Raw genomic sequence first — 20060 nt, 5'->3', positions numbered from 1 at the left:
AAACTGTTCAGGTGAACCAGCAGCTAGAACGTCTGAACCGGCTTCCCCTCCGCAGCAACCTTCGCGGACTGACTCCCTATGGTGCTCCCCAGCTGAACGTCCCCATCCTGCTGAACGTCAACGAAAACACCCATGGGGTTCCTGCCGATGTGCGGGCCGCCATCAGCGCCGCCGTTACGGAAGCCGCCGCAGGCCTCAACCGCTACCCGGACCGCGAGTTCACCGCGCTCCGGAAGGCCCTGGCGGAATATCTCGGGCATGGGCTCGACGAAACCAACCTGTGGGCAGCCAACGGCTCCAACGAGGTCCTGCAACAGATCCTCCAGGCCTTCGGCGGCCCAGGGCGCACGGCCCTTGGCTTCCCGCCGACGTACTCCATGTACCCGTTGCTGGCCAGCGGAACGGACACGCAGTACATCACGGGGGAACGCGCGGAAGGCTATGACCTCAGCGCAGAGTCCGCGGCCCGCCAGGTCAAGGAACTCCAGCCCAACATCGTGTTCCTCTGCTCACCCAACAATCCCACCGGGACCGGGCTTGGGCTGGACGTCGTGGAAGCCGTCTATGACGCCGGCGCGGACAGCCAGGCCATCGTGATCGTCGACGAGGCGTACCACGAGTTCGCACACGACGGAACGCCGAGCGCACTGACACTCCTGCCCGGCCGTGAACGTCTGATCGTCTCCCGCACGATGAGCAAGGCCTTCGCCCTGGCGGGGGCACGGCTCGGTTACATGGCCGCAGCCCCCGAGGTCGCCGATGCCCTGCGTCTCGTGCGCCTGCCGTACCACCTCTCCGCCATCACCCAGGCCACCGCCCTGGCGGCCCTCGAACACCGCGAAGCGCTGATGGCCGACGTCGAGGACATCAAGAAGCAGAGGGACCGCATCGTGGCCGAGCTGACCAGGATGGGACTCAAGCCCGCAGCATCGGACTCCAACTACGTTTTCTTCGGCGGCCTGGAAAACCCGCACCAGGTCTGGCAGGAGCTCCTTGACGCCGGCGTGCTCATCCGCGATGTGGGCATCCCGGGCCACCTCCGCGTCACGGCGGGCACTGAGGCGGAAACCACAGCCTTCCTGACCTCCCTGGAACGCATCCTTGCCGGCCACGCCGCGCTTCACGCCTAGACTTGATACGGCGGCGCTGGACGCCTTGAACCACTTCTTCTCGCACAAAGGATCCTTCACCATGAGTTCAACCGGATCGAATACGGCTGCAGCCCGGACCGCCCGCATGGAGCGTGCCACCAGCGAGTCCTCGGTACTCGTGGAGATCAACCTGGACGGTACCGGAGTCTCGGACATCGACACCTCGGTGCCGTTCTACGACCACATGCTGACGGCCCTGTGCAAGCACTCCCTGATCGATATGACGGTCAAGGCCACCGGGGACACCCACATAGACGTCCACCACACCGTTGAGGATGTCGCCATCACCTTCGGTGAAGTCCTGCGGACGGCCCTCGGCAACAAAGCGGGCATCCGCCGGTTTGGCGAGGCCACGGTGCCGCTGGACGAGGCCCTCGCCAACGCGGTGGTGGACGTTTCCGGCCGCCCCTACCTGGTGCACGGCGGTGAGCCCGCCGGCCAGGAATACCACCTCATTGGCGGCCACTTCACCGGGTCCCTGACCCGCCATGCCTTTGAGGCCATCACGCTGCACGCCGGAATTTGCCTCCACATGAACGTGCTGGCCGGCCGGGACCCCCACCACATCGTCGAGGCCCAGTTCAAAGCCTTTGCGCGCGCGCTCCGCGCCGCCGTCGAACCGGATCCCCGGGTTGAGGGCATCCCCTCCACCAAGGGTGCCCTGTGAGCGGCCCGGAACTGAAGGACGGGGCCATCATCGACCCCTCGGCGTCCCGCAGGCTGCCGTCGCCTGAGGGCAAGCCCACCGTCACGGTGCTGGACTACGGTTCCGGGAACGTCAGGTCCGCGGTGCGTGCCCTGGAACGCGCCGGCGCGGAAGTGATCCTGAGCGCCAAACCGGAGGACGTCCTGAACGCGGACGGCCTGGTGGTGCCCGGCGTCGGCGCATTCGAAACCGTGATGCGCGAACTCAAGGCCGTGGACGGCATCCGGCTCATCGGCCGGCGCGTGGCCGGCGGGCGCCCGGTACTTGGCATTTGCGTGGGCCTGCAGGTCCTGTTCGAAGCCGGCGTCGAACACGGCACTGAAGCCCAGGGCATCGGTGAATGGCCCGGAAAGGTGGAGGCCCTCCCGGCGGAGGTCGTACCCCACATGGGCTGGAACACCGTCAAGGTCCCCGAAGGCTCGAAGCTCTTTGCCGGCGTCGAAAACGAACGGTTCTACTTCGTGCACTCCTACGGCGTGCAGGAATGGAACTTCGACGTCATCCAGCCGCGGATGGCACCGCCACTGGTGACCTGGTCCGAGCACGGCGGCCCGTTCATCGCGGCCGTGGAAAACGGCCCGCTCTGCGCAACCCAGTTCCACCCCGAAAAATCCGGCGATGCCGGCGCGCGGCTCCTGCGCAACTGGGTGGAGGGCCTGCGCAGGCCGGCCGGCGCCGATTCCGGCGACCCTGCCAGCGCCGGCAGTGGCGCCTAGATGTGGTCCGTACTCCTGATGGGCCTCGCCGGCCTGCTGATTGGCGGCGGCATCTCGTTCCGGCAGCAGGCCAGGCCCCTGTGGCTCCAGGTGTCGTTCTACGCCCTGGCTGCCATGTCACTGGTTGCCGCCTACCTGCTCACGCTGCCGGGCAATTGACAGTCCGGGGGCGGCACGGAGCATAAACGGTTGCCGGCCGCCCCCGCTTTAGTCCCAACCGAAGAACCAACACCGAGGATGAGTATGACCACCGCACATGACCTGCCGGTACTTGAACTCCTGCCAGCCGTCGACGTTGTCAACGGCCAGGCCGTCCGGCTGGTCCAGGGCGAGGCGGGCAGCGAAACCAGCTACGGCACCCCCCTCGAAGCCGCGTTGAACTGGCAGCAGCAGGGTGCTGAATGGGTCCACCTGGTTGACCTTGACGCTGCTTTCGGGCGCGGTTCCAACGCCGACCTGCTCCGCGAGGTGGTGGGCCGGCTGGACATCAAGGTAGAGCTCTCGGGCGGCCTCCGCGACGATGAGACCCTGGAGGCAGCGCTCGACCTGGGTGTCGCCCGGGTCAACCTGGGGACCGCAGCACTGGAGAACCCTGACTGGACCGCGCGGGCCATCGAGCGCTTCGGCGACAAGATCGCCGTCGGACTGGACGTCCGGGGCACCACCCTGGCCGGCCGTGGCTGGACGAAGGAAGGCGGGGACCTGTGGGACGTCCTGGGCCGCCTGGAGGAGGCCGGCTGCGCCCGCTACGTGGTCACCGATGTGACCAAGGACGGCACCCTGCAGGGCCCGAACGTTGAACTCCTGCGCCAGATGGTGGAGAAGACCGGTAAGCCCGTGGTGGCGTCCGGCGGCATTTCCAGTTTGGACGACCTCAAAGTCCTCCGCTCGCTGGTCCCCTTGGGCGTCGAAGGCGCCATTGTGGGCAAGGCACTCTACGCCGGCGCCTTCACGCTGCCCGAAGCCCTCGACGTCGCCGGCCGCCGGTAGGCGCGGGGAAGCAGCCCGGCCATGCCCAGCTCCGAAGAACCGGTAAGCCCTCCCGCCCGCCAACTCCCCGGCCATATTGCGGCGGCCCTGGCCGGCGCCGGTGGTGCCACGGATTCCGCGGGCCAGCCATGGGCCGGCCGCAGCCTGGCTGGAGATGATGCGAAGATCCACAACTTCGAGGACGACGACGGAACGGCCGACGCCGGCTACCTCACCGCAATTGCCGCGCTCCGGGAGGGGCGGGGCGACGAGGCGGACGTCGTTGCCGCGCTGGCCACGGCCCGCGTGTTCATTCCCATCGTGGCCCAGCTCGCCGAAGAGGCCGGGACAGCGCACGGGCTGCACGCGGACAAGCAGGCGGACATGGCGCTGGTGACGCTGAAGGCCGCCGACGGCAGGACCGCGCTGCCGGCGTTCACTTCTGCGGCCGCACTGGCCGCATGGCATCCCGACGCCCGGCCGGTAGCGGTCTATGCCGCCCGGGCGGCCCTCTCTGCGGTCGCCGAAGGGGCAGAACTCCTGGTCCTGGATCCGGGTGCGGATGTAACCTTCGTGGTGCGCCGCCCCGGTGTCTGGGCCCTCGCCAAGCAGCATGCCTGGACCCCCTCCTACAGTGACCGGGCCCTCGCCGCCGAAATGGGCAACGCTGCCGCCGGCTTCGCGGCCGTCCGCGGCGTCGAACTGTTGCCCGGCAGGGGAGTCGTCGCCAGGGCCGCCGACGGGTCCCTGCTCCCTGGTGGCGGTACCGGGCCGGAACTGCAGGTGGTGCTGTACCTCGAGGACGGCCTGGACGCGGCCGGTGTCCAGGATCTGGTAGCCGGCCTGCAGGCCGAGTGGTCCCGGAATGTATTGTTTGGGGAGCGCGTCGATTCCCTGGAAATCAAACTGAGGCGCGCTCCCGACTAGCCGCCAGCCGGATGGGTGATCCCCAAGGGGCTGCGGCGCATCCTGAAGGACCGCTTTCGTGAATTTCGCTCTCTACCGGGAGTTGCTTGCCGTCCGGCCCATCCGCCGGCTGCTGCTGGTGGGCATGGTTGCCCGGATCCCGCACTCAGCCGCCGGTGTTCTGCTCACCCTGCACATCGTCCTTACCCTGGGCCAGGGCTATGCCGCCGCCGGTGCCGCCGCGGCTGTCATGACCATCGGCATTGCGTTGGGTGCGCCATGGCGTGGCAGGCGCGTGGACACGGCGGGGCTCCGGACCGCGCTCATCCCATCGGTGATCTCGGAGACGGTGATCTGGTCGGTGGTGCCGCACGTGTCCTACCAGTGGCTCCTTCCGCTGGTCTTCGTCGGCGGCCTGCTCACGCTCCCCATCTTCAGCGTGGTCCGGCAATCCCTGGGCGTCCTGGCGGAGGGCGAGCAGCGCCGCACCGCGTTTGCCCTCGACGCCATCACTACGGAGGTGGTCTTCATGATCGGCCCGGCGGCCGGCGCCGTGGTGGCCACCAGCGGCTTCACCACCGCAGGGCTAACGGTGGTGGGCGTTTCAACATCGCTGGCCGGCCTGTTCCTTATGTGGTTCAACCCGCCCACCCGCAGCGAAGGACTGAGCCTGGAGTGCGCGGCGGATGAGCAGCATGCCGCCGAGGCCGCGGTGGTGTCCACGGCCCCGGGGCATGTGCAGGAAGCCGCCGCGGAACTGGCGCCCGCCGGGGCGGCCACCAGCGCCGCGCAGGGCCTCAGGGGAAGACTGGCGGGCGGCTTTTCCTGGTTCACCGCAACAGTCGCGGCCCTCTTCGCCGTTGCCGCGGGCGCCGGAATGGTCCTCAGCGGCACCGACGTCGGCATTGTGGCCGCGCTGGAAATCGACGGCCACCAGAGCGAGATCGGGATCGTCTTCGTCTTCTGGTGCGCGGCTTCGGTGGTGGGCGGTTTGGTCTACGGGGCCATGCACCGGCCCATTCCGCCGATCTTCCTGCTGCTCGGCATGGCCGCGCTGACCCTGCCCATGGCCTTCGCCCACGACACCTGGACGCTTGCCTTTGTCTCCGTCCTGCCAGGGCTGCTGTGCGCCCCTGTGCTGTCCGCGGCCTCCGAAAAGGTCGCGGAGCTGGTCCCGGAGGAGCGGCGGGGGGAGGCAATGGGCTGGTACGGCTCCGCGTTGACCGCCGGAGTTGCGTTCGGTTCGCCGCTGGCCGGGGTCTTCATCGACGTCATGGGCCCTTCCGGCGGTTTCGTCTCCGTCGGAGCCGCCGGCGTGGTGCTCTGCGTCGTCGGGCTCGCGCTTCAGCAGCGGCGCCGCAGGCCGGCCCCTGGGTCTCCCGGCCAGCCGCTTTAAAATGCGACGGCGGGACGGCCCGCAAAGGGGGCGTCCCGCCGTCGGACGGTGCTTGGGGGAGTTGGGCTTTAGTTGACTGCCCCGGTGTACTTTTCGCCCGGACCCTTGCCCGGTGCATCCGGAATCAGCGACTCTTCGCGGAAGGCCAACTGCAGGGACCGCAGGCCGTCGCGCAAGGGTCCGGCGTGCTGGGACCCGATTTCCGGGGCGGCCGCGGTCACGAGGCCGGCCAGTGCGGTGATCAGCTTCCGGGCCTCGTCGAGGTCCTTGAGTTCGGCTGCGTTGTCCTCTTCGGCCAGGCCAAGCTTCACCGCTGCGGCGCTCATCAGGTGCACGGCCGCCGTGGTGATGACCTCGATGGCGGGAACTTCGGAGATGTCGCGGATCTGTTGTGAGACGTCTGCGCCTGCGTCGCCGGGCTCGAAGACGTATGAATTACTGTCTGGGGTGCTCATACTGGTAAGCTTGACACAGACCGACTGGATGTAGTTATTTCAGGGATTGTCCTAAACGATCAGGTTCCCAGCAGCGCTTCGCGGCGTTGACGGGAATTTTTTCTGTAGAATGGCATCCAGTTTGCAAGCGGAGTTCTCTCCCACCCGCGTCAGCCGTTGTCCCGCCCGTTCCTTTGGAACCCGCAGGGACGCAAGGTTGCCGGGTACCTGGTTGGGCATGGGCCGGCATTTGCCGGGACTGTGCATGTGCAGCCCTTAGCGGGTTGCCGGTCCAACCTCTTTGAGGCCTTCGATTGCTCCGGCAATTGGGGGCCTTCTTCATTTGCCGGACTCAACAACAAACACAGGAGCTTTAACATTAGCGAGCCAAGAATCAATGAGCGTATCCGCGTCCCCGAGGTGCGGCTGGTCGGCCCTGCAGGTGAACAGGTAGGAATCGTCCGTATTGAGGATGCCCTGCGCCTGGCTGCCGAGTCCGACCTTGATCTCGTTGAAGTTGCACCTCAGGCGAAGCCTCCGGTGTGCAAGCTGATGGACTTCGGCAAGTACAAGTACGAGGCCGCGGTCAAGGCACGTGAGGCCCGGAAGAACCAGACGAACACCGTTCTGAAGGAAATCCGCTTCCGCCTGAAGATCGACACCCACGATTACGAGACCAAGCGCGGCCACGCCCTGCGCTTCCTCGGTGCCGGGGACAAGGTCAAGGCCATGATCCAGTTCCGTGGCCGTGAGCAGCAGCGTCCGGAGATGGGCATCCGCCTGCTCCAGCGCTTCGCGGACGACGTCGCCGAAGTCGGCGTGGTGGAGTCCAGCCCCCGCATCGACGGCCGCAACATGGTCATGGTGGTTGGCCCGCTGAAGAACAAGGCTGAGGCCAAGGCGGAGGCACGCCGGGCAACCCAGCGCGCCGAGGCCAAGGCCCAGAACGAAGCCAAGGCTGCAGGACGCGTTGACACCTCCGGCCAGGACCAGACCCCCATGACGCAGTCACTGGCGGACCTCCTGCCGGAAGGCTTCACCGTGTCCACCGAGCCGGAGGCACCTGCCGCCGACAACGCTCCGGCCGAAGCGCCTGCTGCCGCTCCTGAGCAGGACGCTCCGAAGCAGGAAGCGCCCAAGGCCCAGGCTCCGAAGCAGGAGGCCCCCAAGGCTCCGGCTCCGAAGCAGGAAGCGCCGAAGGCTGCTGCACCCAAGGCTGCTGCACCGAAGGCCGCCGCGCCGGCGCCCAAGCCTGCAGCTGCCGCCAAGCCGGAAGCGGCTGCGCCGAAGCCGGCCGGTGTGCCTGCGCCGCCCAAGCCGGTGGCCAGGCCTGCTGCACCGAAGCCTGCTGCACGTCCTGCCCCCAAGGCAGTGCCGAAGCCGGCCGGTAAGAAGACCAACTAGTTCACAGCTGCCGGGCCTGTTCCGGCAGTCAGCAACCAGCATGCTGCCCGCGGGGGTGGCTGCGCGATAGAACTGCCGGCCCCCGGGCCCGCAGAAACGTAAGGAGATCGGTTCCCATGCCGAAGATGAAGACCCACAGTGGTGCTAAGAAGCGCTTCAAGCTGACCGGCAGCGGCAAGCTGCGCCGCCAGCAGGCCAACCGCCGCCACTACCTGGAGCACAAGTCCAGCCGCCTGACCCGCCGCCTTGCCGGCGACAAGATCGTCTTCAAGGGCGACGCCAAGGTCATCCGGAAGATGCTCGGCATCTAGTTTCCAAGTTTATTGATGGGCCGCCCGCCGGTGGTCCGTCACCTGCCAAACAGCCTTCTCAGGCCGCCGGGACACCGGCAACAGATGCTTGGGATCAGATTTTCGAAGGAGTACGCACGTGGCACGTGTGAAGAGGGCGGTCAACGCCCACAAGAAGCGCCGGGTTGTTCTTGAACGGGCGAAGGGTTACCGCGGACAGCGTTCGCGCCTGTACCGCAAGGCCAAAGAGCAGCTGCTGCACTCGTTTGTGTACAGCTACGGTGACCGCAAGAAGAAGAAGGGCGACTTCCGCCGCCTGTGGATCCAGCGCATCAACGCTGCGTCCCGCGCCAATGGCCTCACCTACAACCGCCTCATCCAGGGCCTGAAGGCCGCCGAGGTTGAGGTTGACCGCCGCATGCTGGCCGAGCTTGCCGTCTCCGACGCCAACGCTTTCGCCGCACTGGTCCAGGTGGCCAAGGACTCCCTGCCGGCAGACACCTCCGCCAAGAAGGTTGCCGCAGCCTAGCAGCCGCTGCCGCCCCTCGCCTGAGGGGCCAGTTCAGGAACTGGAAGCGTCAGCTACTACAGTTCTTGTATGAACGAATCCGGGCGCCCGCAAGATCTTCCACTGTCCAACCCCCGAGCCGATCGGGTCAGGGACGTGGCAAAGCTTGCAGGGCGCCCGGCCCGTTTAAAGCGCGGCCAGTTCCTTGCGGAGGGGCCGCAGGCTGTCCGGGAAGCCCTCAAGCTCCACCAGCAGCGCCTCGCGGCGGGAGCGCCCGGAGTGGTCACCGAGGTCTTCGCCAGCGAAAGCTGCCTGGACCGCTTCCCCGAATTCGAAGAGCTCGCCGAAGGCACCAACGCCCGGCTGGCCACCGACGAGGTCCTGGCAGCCATGGCGGACACCGTCAACCCGCAGGGAATCGTGGCCGTCTGCAGGTTCGTGGACGTTGCCTTGGCGGACGTGCTCGACGCCGGCCCGCGCCTGATTGCCGTGCTGTGCCAGGTCCGGGACCCGGGAAACGCAGGCACCGTGCTGCGTGCGGCCGATTCGGCGGGCGCGGACGCCGTCATCTTCACAGCGTCCAGCGTTGATATCTACAACCCCAAGGCTGTCCGCTCCACCGCGGGGTCGCTGTTCCATCTGCCGGTCGTCCTGGCCGCAGATCCCGCGGAACTTGCTGCCGCCTGCAAGGCCCGGGGCATCGGTGTCCTCGCTGCCGACGGTTACGGGCAGCTGGACCTCGATGTCCTGCAGGACGAGAACGCCCGCCGCAGGCTCACCGGAGCCGGCCCCGGATCTGATTACGACCTCGCTGCACCTACCGCCTGGTTCTTTGGGAACGAGGCCCAGGGGCTCTCCGAGGCGGAGCTTGAACTGGCAGACCACCGGGTTGCGGTTCCGGTGTACGGCGCGGCCGAAAGCCTCAATCTTGGGACCGCAGCCACCGTGTGCCTCTACGCGAGCGCCCGTTCCCAGCGCCGCCCGGCAGCGCCCGCCCAGGACCACAACGGCTAGTGCGTCCGGGCACAAAGAAAGGCCCCGGAAATCCGGGGCCCTTTGAGTGTTGCTGGACAGATTGATCAGGGTGCGCGAGTGGCTTTCCCGCGTCCGGTGACGGCTCCGTAGATGCCGGCGACAACCAGGCCGCCAACAATAGCGAGAATCCAGGTGCCGAGGTCGAAGAAGGCAAGATCGCCCTTGTTGAACAGGAGGCTGCCAATCCAGCCGCCAACGATGGCTCCAACGACACCCAGGATGAGGCTGGTGACCCAGCCGCCGCCGACCCGTCCGGGCATGACGGCTTTAACGATGGCCCCGACAATCAGGCCCAGGATAATCCAAGCAAGAAAACCCATGTCTCCTCCTTATTGTGACCGGGATTAATAGTCCCGATGAGCCTCAAGCTAACATACCCACCCGGCAAAGTCAGTAGCTCCAAAGCGGGCGTTGCCGCATCGTTAAGACCCGTCACGGGCGGTCTGTTCACTGCTGCCGCACCGGTGAAGGGACGGCCGGGACCAGAGCCCGGGCCGCTCAGGCAGCGAGCGGCCTTTTGCGTTCCAGCAGTCCGCTGAGCAGGGCGACGCCGAAGCCGAGGACCGCAAGGACAGCGCCCACCAGCGCGGGGGCGACGAAGCCCCACCCGAGCGCAATGACCAGCCCCCCGAGGAATGCGCCGAGTGCGTTGGCAACGTTCAGCGCGGCATGGTTGAGGGACGATGCCAACGACGGTGCGTCGGGCGAGGCGTCGAGGAGGCGGGTCTGGAGTGCCGGGATCAGCATGGAGCCGGAGGCGCCCACCACGAACACCATCACCATGGCGCTCCACGGCCAGTGGGCTGCCACCGCGTAAACCACCAGGGCCACGGCAATGGCCGGGAGGACGCGGTAGAGCGTGCCCATCACGGATTTGTCGGCCAGCCTGCCCCCCACGATGTTTCCGGCCACCATGCCCAACCCGTATAGAGCCACCACCAGGGGGAGCAGCCCCGACGGGATGCCGGCAACAGCCGTCATGGTGTGCGCGATGTAGGTGTAGGTGGCGAAGAAGCCGCCGAAGCCGACGATGCCCACCAGGAGGGCCAGCCAGACCTGGAGCCGCTTGAGGGCGCCGAGTTCACGGCGGATGCTCGCGTCAGGGTGCGCGGCCTGGAACGGGACAAACTTCCACACCATGAGCAGTGCCACCAGGCCGATGGCGCCCACCAGGACAAACAGCAGGCGCCAGCCGAAAGTCTGGCCCAGCCACGTGGCGAACGGTACGCCCACCACGTTGGAGACGCTGAGGCCGGCCATGACCATGGAGATGGCCCAGCCCCGCCGGGTGGGGGGCACCAAGGATGCAGCGATCACGGCGGCAACTCCGAAGAACGCCCCGTGGGGCAGCCCGGCGGCAAAGCGGGACACGAGCATCGACCCGTAGTCGGGGGCCATGAATGAGGTCAGGTTGGCCACCGTGAAGAACAGCAGCAGGCCCAGGGCCAGGCTCTTGCGGGGCAGTTTGGCGCCGACGGCGGCCAGCAGCGGAGCCCCGACCACCACTCCCAGCGCGTAGGCGGAGATCAGGTGCCCGGCTTCAGGGGTGCTGATCCCAAGGCCCTGCTCCACTTCCTTGAGCAGGCCCATCATGGTGAACTCGGTGACGCCGATGCCCACGCCACCCATGGCCAGCGCAAAGATGGCCATGCCGACGCGGGGAGTCGTGGTGCGGGCTGCCGTGGACGGGGAGAGGACGCTGCTCATATGCCTGCTTTTCTGAAGGTGGAACCGGAAAGGGGACGGACGCCACGGCAATGGGGCAGGAAGGTCCGGACAGTGGGGCAAACCCTGGGGGGCGGGCCACTATTCCCCCTGAGGGAGATGCCGTTCCGGGCCCCTCCCATTGTCGCCCATAGAATGGGGCGGTGACTGGACTGATACAGGTGGTTGGCGGGGCAGTAGTGGATACGCTGGCCAATCCGGGGGCGTTGCTGGTGGCACGGCGGAGCGCTCCGGAGCATTTGGCCGGCCTGTGGGAGTTCCCGGGCGGCAAGGTGGAACCCGGTGAGGCTCCCGAAGCGGCGCTGGTGCGCGAACTGGCCGAGGAGCTGGGAATCGGCGTGCGGCTGGGAGCAGAGCTGCCGGCGGAAACCCCGGCCGGCTGGCGCCTCAACGACCGGGCCAGCATGAGGGTGTGGTTCGCCGAGGTGGCCAGTGGCGAACCCGCGCCGCTTGAAGACCATGACGAACTGCGCTGGATCCGGCTGGAGGACCACGCCGCTGTCCTTGGCCTGCCTTGGATACCGGCCGACTATCCGATTGTGCACGCACTCCTGGACTCTGTGTCGGCGCTGGTGCCGCAGTCCCCGGTAGAGGACCGGCCTGCAGGCGGGGCCAACGCCAAAACCGGCTAAAAGAGGGAATCCTGCACGGCTGTCCCGGACACCGAAGAAGTCATCGCGGGGGAGCCTGCAAGGGGTCCGCCGGGAACCGCGGTGGGAATGCTCCCCGCCGGGTACGCCGCTTCCTCGGCCCGTGGATCGTCAAGGTCCCTGTGGCTGAAGCCGGAGGAGTGCGTAAAGCCGTAGCGGGCCTTGAAGTAGCGGACCTTGCCCGCAAGCCACGTCCGGTACTCCTTGGATGCATAGGAACCGGTGCCGTAGAGCCGCCGGTAGCGCCCGGCCAGTTCAGGATGGTTGGCGGCGATCCACTTCATGAACCATTCCCTGGTGCCCGGCTTCAGGTACAGGGCGCCGGCGGTGACGCCGGTTGCTCCGGCGGCGGCCAGGGAAGCGAACAGGGCATCCAGGGCTTCGTCGCTGTCGGAGAGCCACGGCAGGATGGGCATGGCCATCACGCCGCAGGGCAGGCCTGCCTCGCGCAGCCGGGACACCAGTTTGAGGCGGGCCCGGGGCCCGGGAGTGCCGGGTTCGATGGCCTCGGAGAGAGCTTCGTCGGTCATGGCCAGGGAGATGCCAAGTCCCACGGGTACCTGGGCAGCGGCGCGCTTGAGCAAGGGAATGTCACGTGCCAGCAGGGTCCCCTTGGTGAGGATGGACAGGGGAGTGCCGGATTCCGCCAGGGCATTGATGATGCCAGGCATGAGGCGGTACCTGCCCTCGGCCCGCTGGTAGGGGTCGGTGTTGGTGCCCAGCGCCACCTGCTGGCGCGTCCAGGAGGCCTTGTTAAGTTCCTTCCTGAGGACTTCCGCGGCGTTGACCTTCACCACCACCTGGCTGTCGAAGTCCATGCCGGCGTCGAAGTCCAGGTAGGTGTGGCTCTTGCGGGCAAAGCAGTAGACGCAGGCGTGGCTGCAGCCGCGGTAGGGATTCACTGTCCACTCGAAAGGCATCTTCGATCCCGCCGGGACCCTGTTGAGCACAGATTTTGCGGTGACCTCGTGGAACGTGATCCCGGCGAACTCGGGGGTGGTGACGGACCGGACCAGACCGGCCAGCGGAAGCAGCGCGGGGCCGGGTCCTCCTGCGGCATCCGGCGTGGGTACCAGTGCTTGCGCTTCCCATCTCATGGCACCATTCGAAAACATGTTCGAATTTAAGTCAAGGCGCCACGCAGTCCAGCCCAGGCGAAACAATGGCTCGACGCGGCGGGTACGGCTGCGGGCTAGGGCAGTAGCTCCCAGGTGACGGTGACGGCTGCCTCCACCCGGTTCAGGCCCAACTCAACCTGTGGCCCTTCCGTGGCGGATGCCCGCTGCAAACCGGCAAGCGGCACCGGTCCCGGGGCCGGGCGCTGGTCGGTGACGGACAGGACACTGCCCAGGCCGGCCGAGGCCAATGCGGCATACTGCGCAGCGGAACTGAGCGCGTCCTGCCATGCAGCGTCACGGGCCTGTGCCCGGACCACCGAGTCGTCCGAAAGGACCAGCTGCAGGCTGTTGAGGCGGACATTGTCCGCGGCCGTGTGGACGGCTTCGGAAACGGTGGCGGCCGCGCTGCCTGGGTCCCGCAGCCTGACCGCGAGGCTGCTGGAGGCTATGTAGCCCACAAGCCGCTGGCCTTCACCGTCCCGCCAGGCGAGGTCGGCGCGGACAGCAAGGCCGGCCGAGCGGATATCGTCCGGCCCAACGCCCCGGCTGCGGAGGGCCGAGCCAACTGCCGCCAGGTCCTTGCCTGCTGCCGCGTAAGCTTCAACGACCGATTCGGCGCGGCACTCGACACCTATGGAGACAAGCATCAGGTCCGGTGCGGCTTCCGCCCATCCGGTCCCCGTGACGGTGATGGTCCCCGGATCCCGGCTGGCCTGGGGGTCGCGGCCCGTCACGGATGCCTCGCCGCCCGGAGTGGGTAGCCGCCGGCGGCCAGGCCGGCCCGACGCTCAAAGATGTTGGCTGTCCCCGGATTGCCGGTTCGCAGCACGGACCAGCCAGCGGCCACCAGGTATAGGGGGATGAAGGGCAGCCCCAGGCACCACGCGTACTGGCTGCAATGCCGTTCCTCGTGTCCCAGCAGGGCAGGCCGGGACAACAGGTCCTCGGCCGTGCCGCGGCACAGCACCACGTTGCCCAGGGTGTAGGCGCCGGCGAAAGGCAGCCGCCAGCGGTAGCCGGCCGCAATGATCAGCCCGCGCGGGCCGTGCCTGATGTGTGTCCTGGCGGCAAGGGCGACGGCGAGCCCGGCCAGGGTGCTCCCGTTGAGGAGGTTGGCTGCCCGCCTGAACCGCTGGGCCGTCGTCGGGCCATTCACCGAACCTGCGTGCTGCCGCAAAGTCATGAGGCCATGGTAACTGGAGGGTTCTACTAGACTGGAGGGCAGTGGCCGCCGGTCCTTCCGGCGAGCCCTGACCTGGTCATTGAATGACACTGACGTTCAGCGCATTCATCCATGACCTGCCGGCGACGGACGGGCCGCGCGGGAAACCGTGCATGGCTGACCGGCTGCCGGCAGCCACGACTCGTAGCTAAGAACAGTAGATGACTGAAACTTTGCCGGGCGCCGCCATCCCGAACCCCACGGATGAGGCCGCCATCAACGCCGCTGTAGACCAGGCCATCACCGCCATCGCCGGTGCGGCCACCCTTGACGAGCTGAAGGCGGTACGCCTGGCCCACAGCGGCGAGAAATCCCCGCTCAGCCTTGCCAACCGCGAAATCGGCCGGTTGCCCAAGGACCAGAAGGCGCTCGCCGGAAAGCTCATGGGTGCCTCCCGCGGCCGGGTCAACAAGGCGCTCGCCGAGCGCGCCGAAGTGCTCGAAGCCGAGAACGACGCCCGGATCCTGGTCGAGGAAACCGTTGACGTCACCGCCGCCCCCCGCCGCCGCCGCGCCGGTGCGCGCCACCCGCTGTCCACCCTGCAGGACCGCGTCGCGGACATCTTCGTGGGCATGGGCTGGGAGATCGCCGAAGGCCCCGAAGTGGAATCCGAATGGTTCAACTTCGACGCCCTGAACTTCAAGCCCGACCACCCGGCCCGCGAAATGCAGGACACCTTCTTCGTGGAGCCGCCCGAAGCCCACCTGCTGATGCGCACGCACACCTCCCCGGTGCAGGTCCGCTCCATGCTGGAGCGCGAAGTTCCCATCTATGTGCTCTGCCCGGGCAAGGTGTTCCGCACCGATGAACTGGACGCCACCCACACCCCGGTGTTCCACCAGTTCGAAGGCCTGGCCATCGACAAGGGCCTGTCCATGGCGGACCTGCTCGGCACCCTGGAGCACTTCACCCGCCAGATGTTCGGTGAGGAGGCAAAGGTCCGCCTGCGGCCCAACTACTTCCCGTTCACCGAGCCGTCCGCCGAGCTGGACATCTTCCACCCCGGCGCCAAGGGCGGCCCGCGCTGGATCGAGTGGGGCGGCTGCGGCATGGTCAACCCCAACGTCCTGCGCGCCGCCGGCATCGATCCGGACGTCTATTCAGGTTTTGCCTTCGGCATGGGCATCGAGCGTGCCCTCATGTTCCGCAACGAGGTTGCCGACATGCACGACATGATCGAAGGCGATGTACGGTTCAGCGAGCACTTCGGGATGGAGATCTAACAGTGCGTATCCCACTTTCCTGGCTGCGGGAATTCGCAGCAGTACCGGCCGGAGCAACGGCCGAAGACGTCATGGAAGAACTGGTCAAGGTCGGCTTTGAAGAAGAAGCCGTCCACCGCCCCACGGACACCCTCCAGGGCCCCGTGGTGGTGGGCCAGGTCCTGAGCCTGGTCAAGGAACCGCAGACCAACGGCAAGACCATCAACTGGTGCCAGGTCCGGGTTGTCCCCGAAGGCAAGGAACAGACCCTCACTGGGGACGGCATCGACCCGTCCGGCGTCCAGGGCATCATCTGCGGCGCGCACAACTTCGTTGAGGGCGACAAAGTGGTGGTCACGCTGCCAGGCGCCGTACTGCCCGGCGACTTCCGCATCTCCGCCCGCAAGACGTACGGCCACCTGTCCGCCGGCATGATCGCCTCGGTCCGCGAACTGGGGATCGGCGAGGACCACGACGGCATCCTGGTGCTTTCCCGCATCGGGCTGGACCCAGAGGTGGGCACCGACGCCATGGAGCTCCTGGGCCTCTACGACCAGGCGGCCGAAATCAACGTCACCCCGGACCGCGGCTACGCCTTCTCCATCCGCGGCGTGGCCCGCGAATACGCGCATGCCACCGGCACCGCCTTCACGGATCCCGCCTCCAGGGTCCAGGCACCGGCCGAACTTTCCGGCGGCTACGGCGTCAAGCTCAACGACGACGCCCCCATCTACGGCAAAGCCGGCTGCGACCGGTTCGTGGCCCGCACGGTGCGCGGCGTGGACGCCACCCGGCCCACCCCGCCGTGGATGGTCTCCCGGCTCCGGCTCGCCGGCATCCGCTCCATCTCCCTGCCCGTGGATATCTCCAACTACGTCATGCTCGAACTCGGCCAGCCCACGCACTGCTATGACCTGGACAAGCTCTCCGGCGACATCGTGGTGCGGCGTGCAACCGCCGGGGAGAAGATCACCACCCTGGACGGCAAGGAACGCACCCTTGACGCCGAGGACCTGCTCATCACTGACAACTCCGGGGCCATCGGCATCGCAGGTGTCATGGGCGGCGCGGCCACCGAGGTGAGCGACTCGACGTCGAACATCCTGGTTGAGGCGGCGCACTTTGACGATGTCTCCATCGGGCGTTCCCGGCGCCGGCACAAACTGCCGTCCGAGGCGTCCAAGCGGTTCGAACGGGGCGTGGACTGGCACGTGGCCGGCGTCGCCGCCCAGCGCGTGGTTGACCTCCTGGTGGAACTGGCCGGCGGCACCGCTGACGAAGCGGGAACCGACGTCGGGACCGCCCCGGACACCGTCACCATCGAGCTGCCCGCAGGCTTCGCCGCTGCACGGATCGGCATCGACTTCACTGGGCAGCAGATTGTCACGTCCCTAGAGGACCTGGGCGCCGTGGTCGCAAAGAACGACGCCGGGTGGACGGTTACGCCGCCGAGCTGGCGCAGCGACCTGGAGACCAAGGAAGACCTCACCGAGGAAATCGCCCGGCTGGTGGGCTACGACAAGATCCCCGCCACCCTGCCGGTCGCCCCTCCGGGCCGTGGCCTGACCCGCGTCCAGCAACAGCGCCGCCGCCTCATCCAGGCCCTGGCGGACGCCGGACTCACCGAGGTCCTGTCCTACCCCTTCGTGTCCAAGGCGGCCAACGACACGTTCGGCGTGGCTGACGAAGGAGGGGCGCGGACCGCCCTCAAGCTGGCCAATCCGATCAGCGAGGAGCACGGCTACCTGCGCACGTCCATCCTGCCCGGACTGATCGAGGTGGCCAAGCGCAACCACTCCCGGGGCTTCCGGGACCTGGCCCTGTTTGAATCCGGCCTGGTGTTCCTGCCGGAGGGGACCGTGGGAACTGCTGACATCCCGCCGCTGGGCGCCAAACCTGCCGATGAGGTTCTTGACGCACTGTACGACGGCGTCCCGAACCAGCCATTCCACATCGCGGCGGTCCTCACCGGCCACGATTCCCCGGCCGCCGCGAACCACACGCCCCGCGTGTGGGACTGGGCCGACGCACTGGACGTAGCCCGCCTTGCCGGCGATGTGCTGGGCGTGGACCTGGTGGTCAGCCAGGGCAGCCACCAGGCGTTCCACCCCGGCCGCACCGCCCGGCTGGCGCTGCGCACGGGGGAGACTGTGGGCTATGCCGGCGAACTGCACCCCAAGCTGCTGGCCGCCTCTGACATGCCCGCCCGTTCGGTGGCACTGGAACTTGACGCCGATGCCCTGTTCGAGGCCGCACCCGATGTGATTGTGGCGCGCCACATTTCCACGTTCCCGGTGGCCACCCAGGACGTGGCGCTCGTGGTCCCGGCCGACGTACCGGCAGACGACGTCCTTGCCGCCCTGCGGGAAGGCGCCGGAGAGCTGCTGGAAGACGTGGCACTGTTCGACGTTTACGCCGGCAAGGGCATTGAGGACGGCAAGAAGTCGCTGGCCTTCGGGCTCCGGTTCCGGGCCGCCGACCGCACCCTGACCGCGGACGAGGCCTCGGCAGCGCGTGAAGGCGCCGTGGCCCTGGCAGCGGAACGCTTCGGAGCTGTCCAGCGCTAGATACTGTTCGCAGCAGGGAGGGCGGGTCATGGCGCAATGTGAAATGCGTGCAGTCCCGCCCTTCCTGCTGCCCGGGGAAGCGGCTGCGGTGCAGCGGGACGCCGAACGCCTCCTGGGCAGCGCTGAACTCACGCGGGCCGCGGCCATGGCACCTGCCGCGGGCTGGATGTTCCTTGCCGGCCGCGTTTCCCAGAGGGTCTTTGCAGGCCAATTGCTCTCAGTTCCCGCCGCAGACCTCACCGTGGCCTACAGCTGCCCGCAGTGCGGAACAGGCCCCGGTCTCGGCCACGGCCGGCCGGGATACAGCTACCGGGGTGCCCCTGCGCCCCTGGCGCTGAGCCTGTCCCGGGCCGGTGGCTGGACGCTGCTCGCGGCTGTGGTGGACGCCTCCCCTGGAACGCGGCTGGGCGCCGACATCGAGGAGCCGGCCCGTACCGGCTTCGACGGGTTTGACGAGGTGGCCCTGACGCCCGCGGAGCGGCGGACCCTCCGGGACGTCAAGGCCGAACTGCTGCCGGCGGCGAGGGCGAGGCTCTGGACACGCAAGGAAGCCTGGCTGAAAATGGCTGGCGACGGGCTCCGCACTGCTCCTTCCACCGTTGATGTGCGGGAACGTCCCGGCCTGCGTGACCTGGACCCGGCCGAAGCCGGGTTGCCTCCACACTTTGCGGCCGCCGTCGCGCTTTCCGTGCGCGCTCAGGCCAGCGGCAGTGGCGGCAGCGGCTCCTCGTAAAGCCAGGGGTGCAGCAGCGTCTCCGCATCGACGGCCGTGGCACCACTGACGGCCACGATGAAATCCTGCGTGGTGACCGAGCCGTGCCTGTGGCCGGCGGTCCATTCCTGCAGCACCGCGAAGAAAGCGAGGTCGCCCACGGCCATCCGGACCGCGTGCACGGCCAGCGCGCCGCGCTTGTAGACACGGTCGTCGAACATCCGCTCAGGACCGGGATCGCCCACCAGGATGTCCTGGTCCTCCGCCGCCAGCCGGTGCCAGGCCGCCGCGGCCCGCTCAGCCACGCTCATAACGCCTGCCTCCTCGGACCAGATCCACTCGGCATAGCAGGCGAAGCCCTCGTGCAGCCAGATGTCCTGCCACCCGGCAGCGGTCAGGGAATTGCCGAACCACTGGTGCGACAGCTCATGGGCGATCAGGCGCTGGGACTCCCACTCCAGGTCCAGGTGGTTGGGCCCCAGGATGGCCAGCGACTGGGCCTCCAGCGGAATCTCCAGTTCGTCATCAGTTACCACCACCGTGTAGCCGGGGAACGGATAGGGTCCGAAGCAACTGCTGAACGTGCGCATCATGGCCGGCTGCCAGGCCAATCCCGCGATGGCACGCTCTGCCAGCGCGGGGGAGACGGCCACGGATTGCGGAACTGGCATCCCGTGCCGTCCACTGTCCAGCGCCAGCAGTGCGTAGCGGCCAATCTGCACCGTGGCCAGGTACGCGGCCATCGGCTCCGACTGTTCGTAGACCCAGGTTTCCCGGCTGGCTCGGGGAGTATGCGATTGCAGAACGCCGTTGCACACCACCCGGTAGTTCGCTTCAGTGGTGACCGTGAACCGGTAGCTGGCCTTGTCCCCGGAGTGGTCGTTGCAGGGGAACCACGAGGGTGCACCGTTGGGTTGCCCGGCCACCAGGACACCGTCCGTAAGTTCCTCCCAGCCCACCTCGCCCCACGGCCCGCGGCGGGGCCTCGGACTGCCCTCGTAGCGCACCTCCAGGGTGAAGGGCTGTTCGGGTTCGAAGGGGCGCGGCGCAGTCACCACCAGCTGACCGGCCCGCTGGCTGAACCGGAGCGGCTTGCGGCCATCCAGCAGGACCTTCGTGGCCCGCAGGCCAACAAGGTCCAGGACAATGGCCGACGTCGGAGCGCAGGTCACGCCGTGCAGCACCGCTTTGCCGCTGAGACGGTTGCTGGCCACGCGGTAGTCCAGGTCCAGTTCGTACCGCTCGACGCGGAAGGCATGTGTCCCGGCACCGGGCAGGTACGGGTCCGGGGAGGTTCCAGCGGCTGCGGGAGTAGCGCCCCGGGCGGCTGATGCTGAAGAACTCATGGG

At 67.7% G+C, this 20060-nt stretch carries 22 protein-coding genes; 15 read left to right on the top strand and 7 right to left on the bottom strand.

The features are described 5' to 3' along the window. Nucleotides 1-11: 11 nt before the first annotated feature. From PV772_RS04610 to PV772_RS04580, 7 genes are all read left to right on the top strand, one after another. Nucleotides 12-1130 carry a histidinol-phosphate transaminase gene (locus PV772_RS04610; protein WP_141181185.1) on the top strand — a complete coding sequence of 373 codons (1119 nt, stop codon included), beginning with the start codon at nucleotides 12-14 and terminating at the stop codon, nucleotides 1128-1130. 61 nt (nucleotides 1131-1191) lie between these two features. Continuing rightward, nucleotides 1192-1818 carry an imidazoleglycerol-phosphate dehydratase HisB gene (gene hisB, locus PV772_RS04605; protein ID WP_347885487.1) on the top strand — a complete coding sequence of 209 codons (627 nt, stop codon included), beginning with the start codon at nucleotides 1192-1194 and terminating at the stop codon, nucleotides 1816-1818. Next, entirely contained in the window at nucleotides 1815-2573 is a 759-nt protein-coding gene (gene hisH / locus PV772_RS04600) for an imidazole glycerol phosphate synthase subunit HisH (RefSeq protein WP_347885486.1), read from the top strand. The genes hisB and hisH overlap by 4 nt, the downstream gene beginning before the upstream one ends. Beyond that, nucleotides 2574-2732, top strand: coding sequence for a hypothetical protein (locus PV772_RS04595; RefSeq protein WP_168223112.1), 159 nt, complete (start codon nucleotides 2574-2576; stop codon nucleotides 2730-2732). A gap of 84 nt (nucleotides 2733-2816) precedes the next feature. Continuing rightward, nucleotides 2817-3563 (top strand): bifunctional 1-(5-phosphoribosyl)-5-((5-phosphoribosylamino)methylideneamino)imidazole-4-carboxamide isomerase/phosphoribosylanthranilate isomerase PriA, encoded by a 747-nt coding sequence (gene priA / locus PV772_RS04590; protein WP_141160950.1) that lies wholly within the window; start codon nucleotides 2817-2819, stop codon nucleotides 3561-3563. Between the two features lie 21 nt (nucleotides 3564-3584). Next, nucleotides 3585-4469, top strand: coding sequence for an SseB family protein (locus PV772_RS04585; protein ID WP_141181187.1), 885 nt, complete (start codon nucleotides 3585-3587; stop codon nucleotides 4467-4469). Nucleotides 4470-4527: 58 nt separating this feature from the next. Continuing rightward, the gene (locus PV772_RS04580; protein ID WP_141160948.1) at nucleotides 4528-5844 is read left to right on the top strand and encodes an MFS transporter; all 1317 of its coding nucleotides are present in this window, start codon (nucleotides 4528-4530) and stop codon (nucleotides 5842-5844) included. Nucleotides 5845-5912: 68 nt separating this feature from the next. Here PV772_RS04580 and PV772_RS04575 read toward each other — a convergent pair whose 3' ends face one another. Then, the gene (locus PV772_RS04575) at nucleotides 5913-6299 is read right to left on the bottom strand and encodes a DUF1844 domain-containing protein (RefSeq protein WP_141181188.1); all 387 of its coding nucleotides are present in this window, start codon (nucleotides 6297-6299) and stop codon (nucleotides 5913-5915) included. Between the two features lie 357 nt (nucleotides 6300-6656). Between PV772_RS04575 and infC the strand changes: the two genes are divergently transcribed. From infC to PV772_RS04555, 4 genes are all read left to right on the top strand, one after another. Next, the gene (infC, locus tag PV772_RS04570) at nucleotides 6657-7682 is read left to right on the top strand and encodes a translation initiation factor IF-3 (protein ID WP_141183322.1); all 1026 of its coding nucleotides are present in this window, start codon (nucleotides 6657-6659) and stop codon (nucleotides 7680-7682) included. A gap of 116 nt (nucleotides 7683-7798) precedes the next feature. Next, nucleotides 7799-7993 (top strand): 50S ribosomal protein L35, encoded by a 195-nt coding sequence (gene rpmI, locus PV772_RS04565; protein WP_009358635.1) that lies wholly within the window; start codon nucleotides 7799-7801, stop codon nucleotides 7991-7993. Nucleotides 7994-8111: 118 nt separating this feature from the next. After that, a complete protein-coding gene (gene rplT / locus PV772_RS04560; protein ID WP_018763610.1) occupies nucleotides 8112-8501 on the top strand; it encodes a 50S ribosomal protein L20 in 390 nt (129 codons plus the stop codon). 69 nt (nucleotides 8502-8570) lie between these two features. Beyond that, a complete protein-coding gene (locus PV772_RS04555) occupies nucleotides 8571-9494 on the top strand; it encodes an RNA methyltransferase (RefSeq protein ID WP_347885485.1) in 924 nt (307 codons plus the stop codon). A 65-nt stretch (nucleotides 9495-9559) separates the two neighbouring features. Here the strand turns inward: PV772_RS04555 and PV772_RS04550 are convergent, their stop codons facing one another. Next, entirely contained in the window at nucleotides 9560-9835 is a 276-nt protein-coding gene (locus PV772_RS04550) for a GlsB/YeaQ/YmgE family stress response membrane protein (RefSeq protein WP_141160945.1), read from the bottom strand. 178 nt (nucleotides 9836-10013) lie between these two features. Then, on the bottom strand, nucleotides 10014-11222 hold the full coding sequence (locus tag PV772_RS04545; protein WP_307360090.1) for an MFS transporter: 1209 nt from the start codon (nucleotides 11220-11222) through the stop codon (nucleotides 10014-10016). A 161-nt stretch (nucleotides 11223-11383) separates the two neighbouring features. Here PV772_RS04545 and PV772_RS04540 point away from each other — a divergent pair, with 161 nt between their 5' ends. Beyond that, nucleotides 11384-11872: a (deoxy)nucleoside triphosphate pyrophosphohydrolase gene (locus tag PV772_RS04540; RefSeq protein WP_141181191.1), complete on the top strand. Its 489-nt coding sequence runs from the start codon at nucleotides 11384-11386 to the stop codon at nucleotides 11870-11872. On the opposite strand, the gene PV772_RS04535 is transcribed toward PV772_RS04540, so the two are convergent. From PV772_RS04535 to PV772_RS04525, 3 genes are all read right to left on the bottom strand, one after another. Further along, nucleotides 11869-12987, bottom strand: coding sequence for an Rv2578c family radical SAM protein (locus PV772_RS04535; protein WP_141183323.1), 1119 nt, complete (start codon nucleotides 12985-12987; stop codon nucleotides 11869-11871). The genes PV772_RS04540 and PV772_RS04535 overlap by 4 nt on opposite strands. A gap of 95 nt (nucleotides 12988-13082) precedes the next feature. Then, nucleotides 13083-13742, bottom strand: a complete 660-nt coding sequence (locus PV772_RS04530) for an SIMPL domain-containing protein (protein WP_347885484.1) — start codon at nucleotides 13740-13742, stop codon at nucleotides 13083-13085. Next, entirely contained in the window at nucleotides 13739-14191 is a 453-nt protein-coding gene (locus PV772_RS04525; RefSeq protein ID WP_347885483.1) for a hypothetical protein, read from the bottom strand. Before PV772_RS04525 ends, PV772_RS04530 begins: the two co-directional genes overlap by 4 nt. A gap of 200 nt (nucleotides 14192-14391) precedes the next feature. Here PV772_RS04525 and pheS point away from each other — a divergent pair, with 200 nt between their 5' ends. From pheS to PV772_RS04510, 3 genes are read left to right on the top strand one after another with little or no spacing between them, the layout of a single operon-like run. Continuing rightward, nucleotides 14392-15453 (top strand): phenylalanine--tRNA ligase subunit alpha, encoded by a 1062-nt coding sequence (gene pheS / locus PV772_RS04520; RefSeq protein ID WP_141160940.1) that lies wholly within the window; start codon nucleotides 14392-14394, stop codon nucleotides 15451-15453. 2 nt (nucleotides 15454-15455) lie between these two features. Then, nucleotides 15456-17999: a phenylalanine--tRNA ligase subunit beta gene (pheT, locus tag PV772_RS04515; protein WP_347885482.1), complete on the top strand. Its 2544-nt coding sequence runs from the start codon at nucleotides 15456-15458 to the stop codon at nucleotides 17997-17999. A gap of 28 nt (nucleotides 18000-18027) precedes the next feature. Continuing rightward, nucleotides 18028-18732 (top strand): 4'-phosphopantetheinyl transferase superfamily protein, encoded by a 705-nt coding sequence (locus PV772_RS04510; RefSeq protein ID WP_347885481.1) that lies wholly within the window; start codon nucleotides 18028-18030, stop codon nucleotides 18730-18732. Here the strand turns inward: PV772_RS04510 and PV772_RS04505 are convergent. After that, entirely contained in the window at nucleotides 18696-20057 is a 1362-nt protein-coding gene (locus tag PV772_RS04505; protein WP_347885480.1) for a M1 family metallopeptidase, read from the bottom strand. The genes PV772_RS04510 and PV772_RS04505 overlap by 37 nt on opposite strands. Between the last annotated feature and the right edge of the window lie 3 nt (nucleotides 20058-20060).

It is taken from the genome of Pseudarthrobacter sp. CC12 (assembly GCF_039907755.1).
In the GTDB taxonomy this organism is placed as follows: domain Bacteria; phylum Actinomycetota; class Actinomycetes; order Actinomycetales; family Micrococcaceae; genus Arthrobacter; species Arthrobacter niigatensis.
This window is presented reverse-complemented; position numbering and strand designations above follow the sequence as displayed.

Bases quoted from the DNA above. Each gene is read 5' to 3' on its own strand.
- hisB (WP_347885487.1), top strand. From the start codon at position 1,192: ATGAGTTCAACCGGATCGAATACGGCTGCAGCCCGGACCGCCCGCATG.
- PV772_RS04595 (WP_168223112.1), top strand. From the start codon at position 2,574: ATGTGGTCCGTACTCCTGATGGGCCTCGCCGGCCTGCTGATTGGCGGC.
- priA (WP_141160950.1), top strand. From the start codon at position 2,817: ATGACCACCGCACATGACCTGCCGGTACTTGAACTCCTGCCAGCCGTC.
- PV772_RS04585 (WP_141181187.1), top strand. From the start codon at position 3,585: ATGCCCAGCTCCGAAGAACCGGTAAGCCCTCCCGCCCGCCAACTCCCC.
- PV772_RS04575 (WP_141181188.1), bottom strand. From the start codon at position 6,299: ATGAGCACCCCAGACAGTAATTCATACGTCTTCGAGCCCGGCGACGCA.
- rpmI (WP_009358635.1), top strand. From the start codon at position 7,799: ATGCCGAAGATGAAGACCCACAGTGGTGCTAAGAAGCGCTTCAAGCTG.
- PV772_RS04555 (WP_347885485.1), top strand. From the start codon at position 8,571: ATGAACGAATCCGGGCGCCCGCAAGATCTTCCACTGTCCAACCCCCGA.
- PV772_RS04550 (WP_141160945.1), bottom strand. From the start codon at position 9,835: ATGGGTTTTCTTGCTTGGATTATCCTGGGCCTGATTGTCGGGGCCATC.
- PV772_RS04545 (WP_307360090.1), bottom strand. From the start codon at position 11,222: ATGAGCAGCGTCCTCTCCCCGTCCACGGCAGCCCGCACCACGACTCCC.
- PV772_RS04535 (WP_141183323.1), bottom strand. From the start codon at position 12,987: ATGAGATGGGAAGCGCAAGCACTGGTACCCACGCCGGATGCCGCAGGA.
- PV772_RS04525 (WP_347885483.1), bottom strand. From the start codon at position 14,191: ATGACTTTGCGGCAGCACGCAGGTTCGGTGAATGGCCCGACGACGGCC.
- pheS (WP_141160940.1), top strand. From the start codon at position 14,392: ATGACTGAAACTTTGCCGGGCGCCGCCATCCCGAACCCCACGGATGAG.
- PV772_RS04510 (WP_347885481.1), top strand. From the start codon at position 18,028: ATGGCGCAATGTGAAATGCGTGCAGTCCCGCCCTTCCTGCTGCCCGGG.
- PV772_RS04505 (WP_347885480.1), bottom strand. From the start codon at position 20,057: ATGAGTTCTTCAGCATCAGCCGCCCGGGGCGCTACTCCCGCAGCCGCT.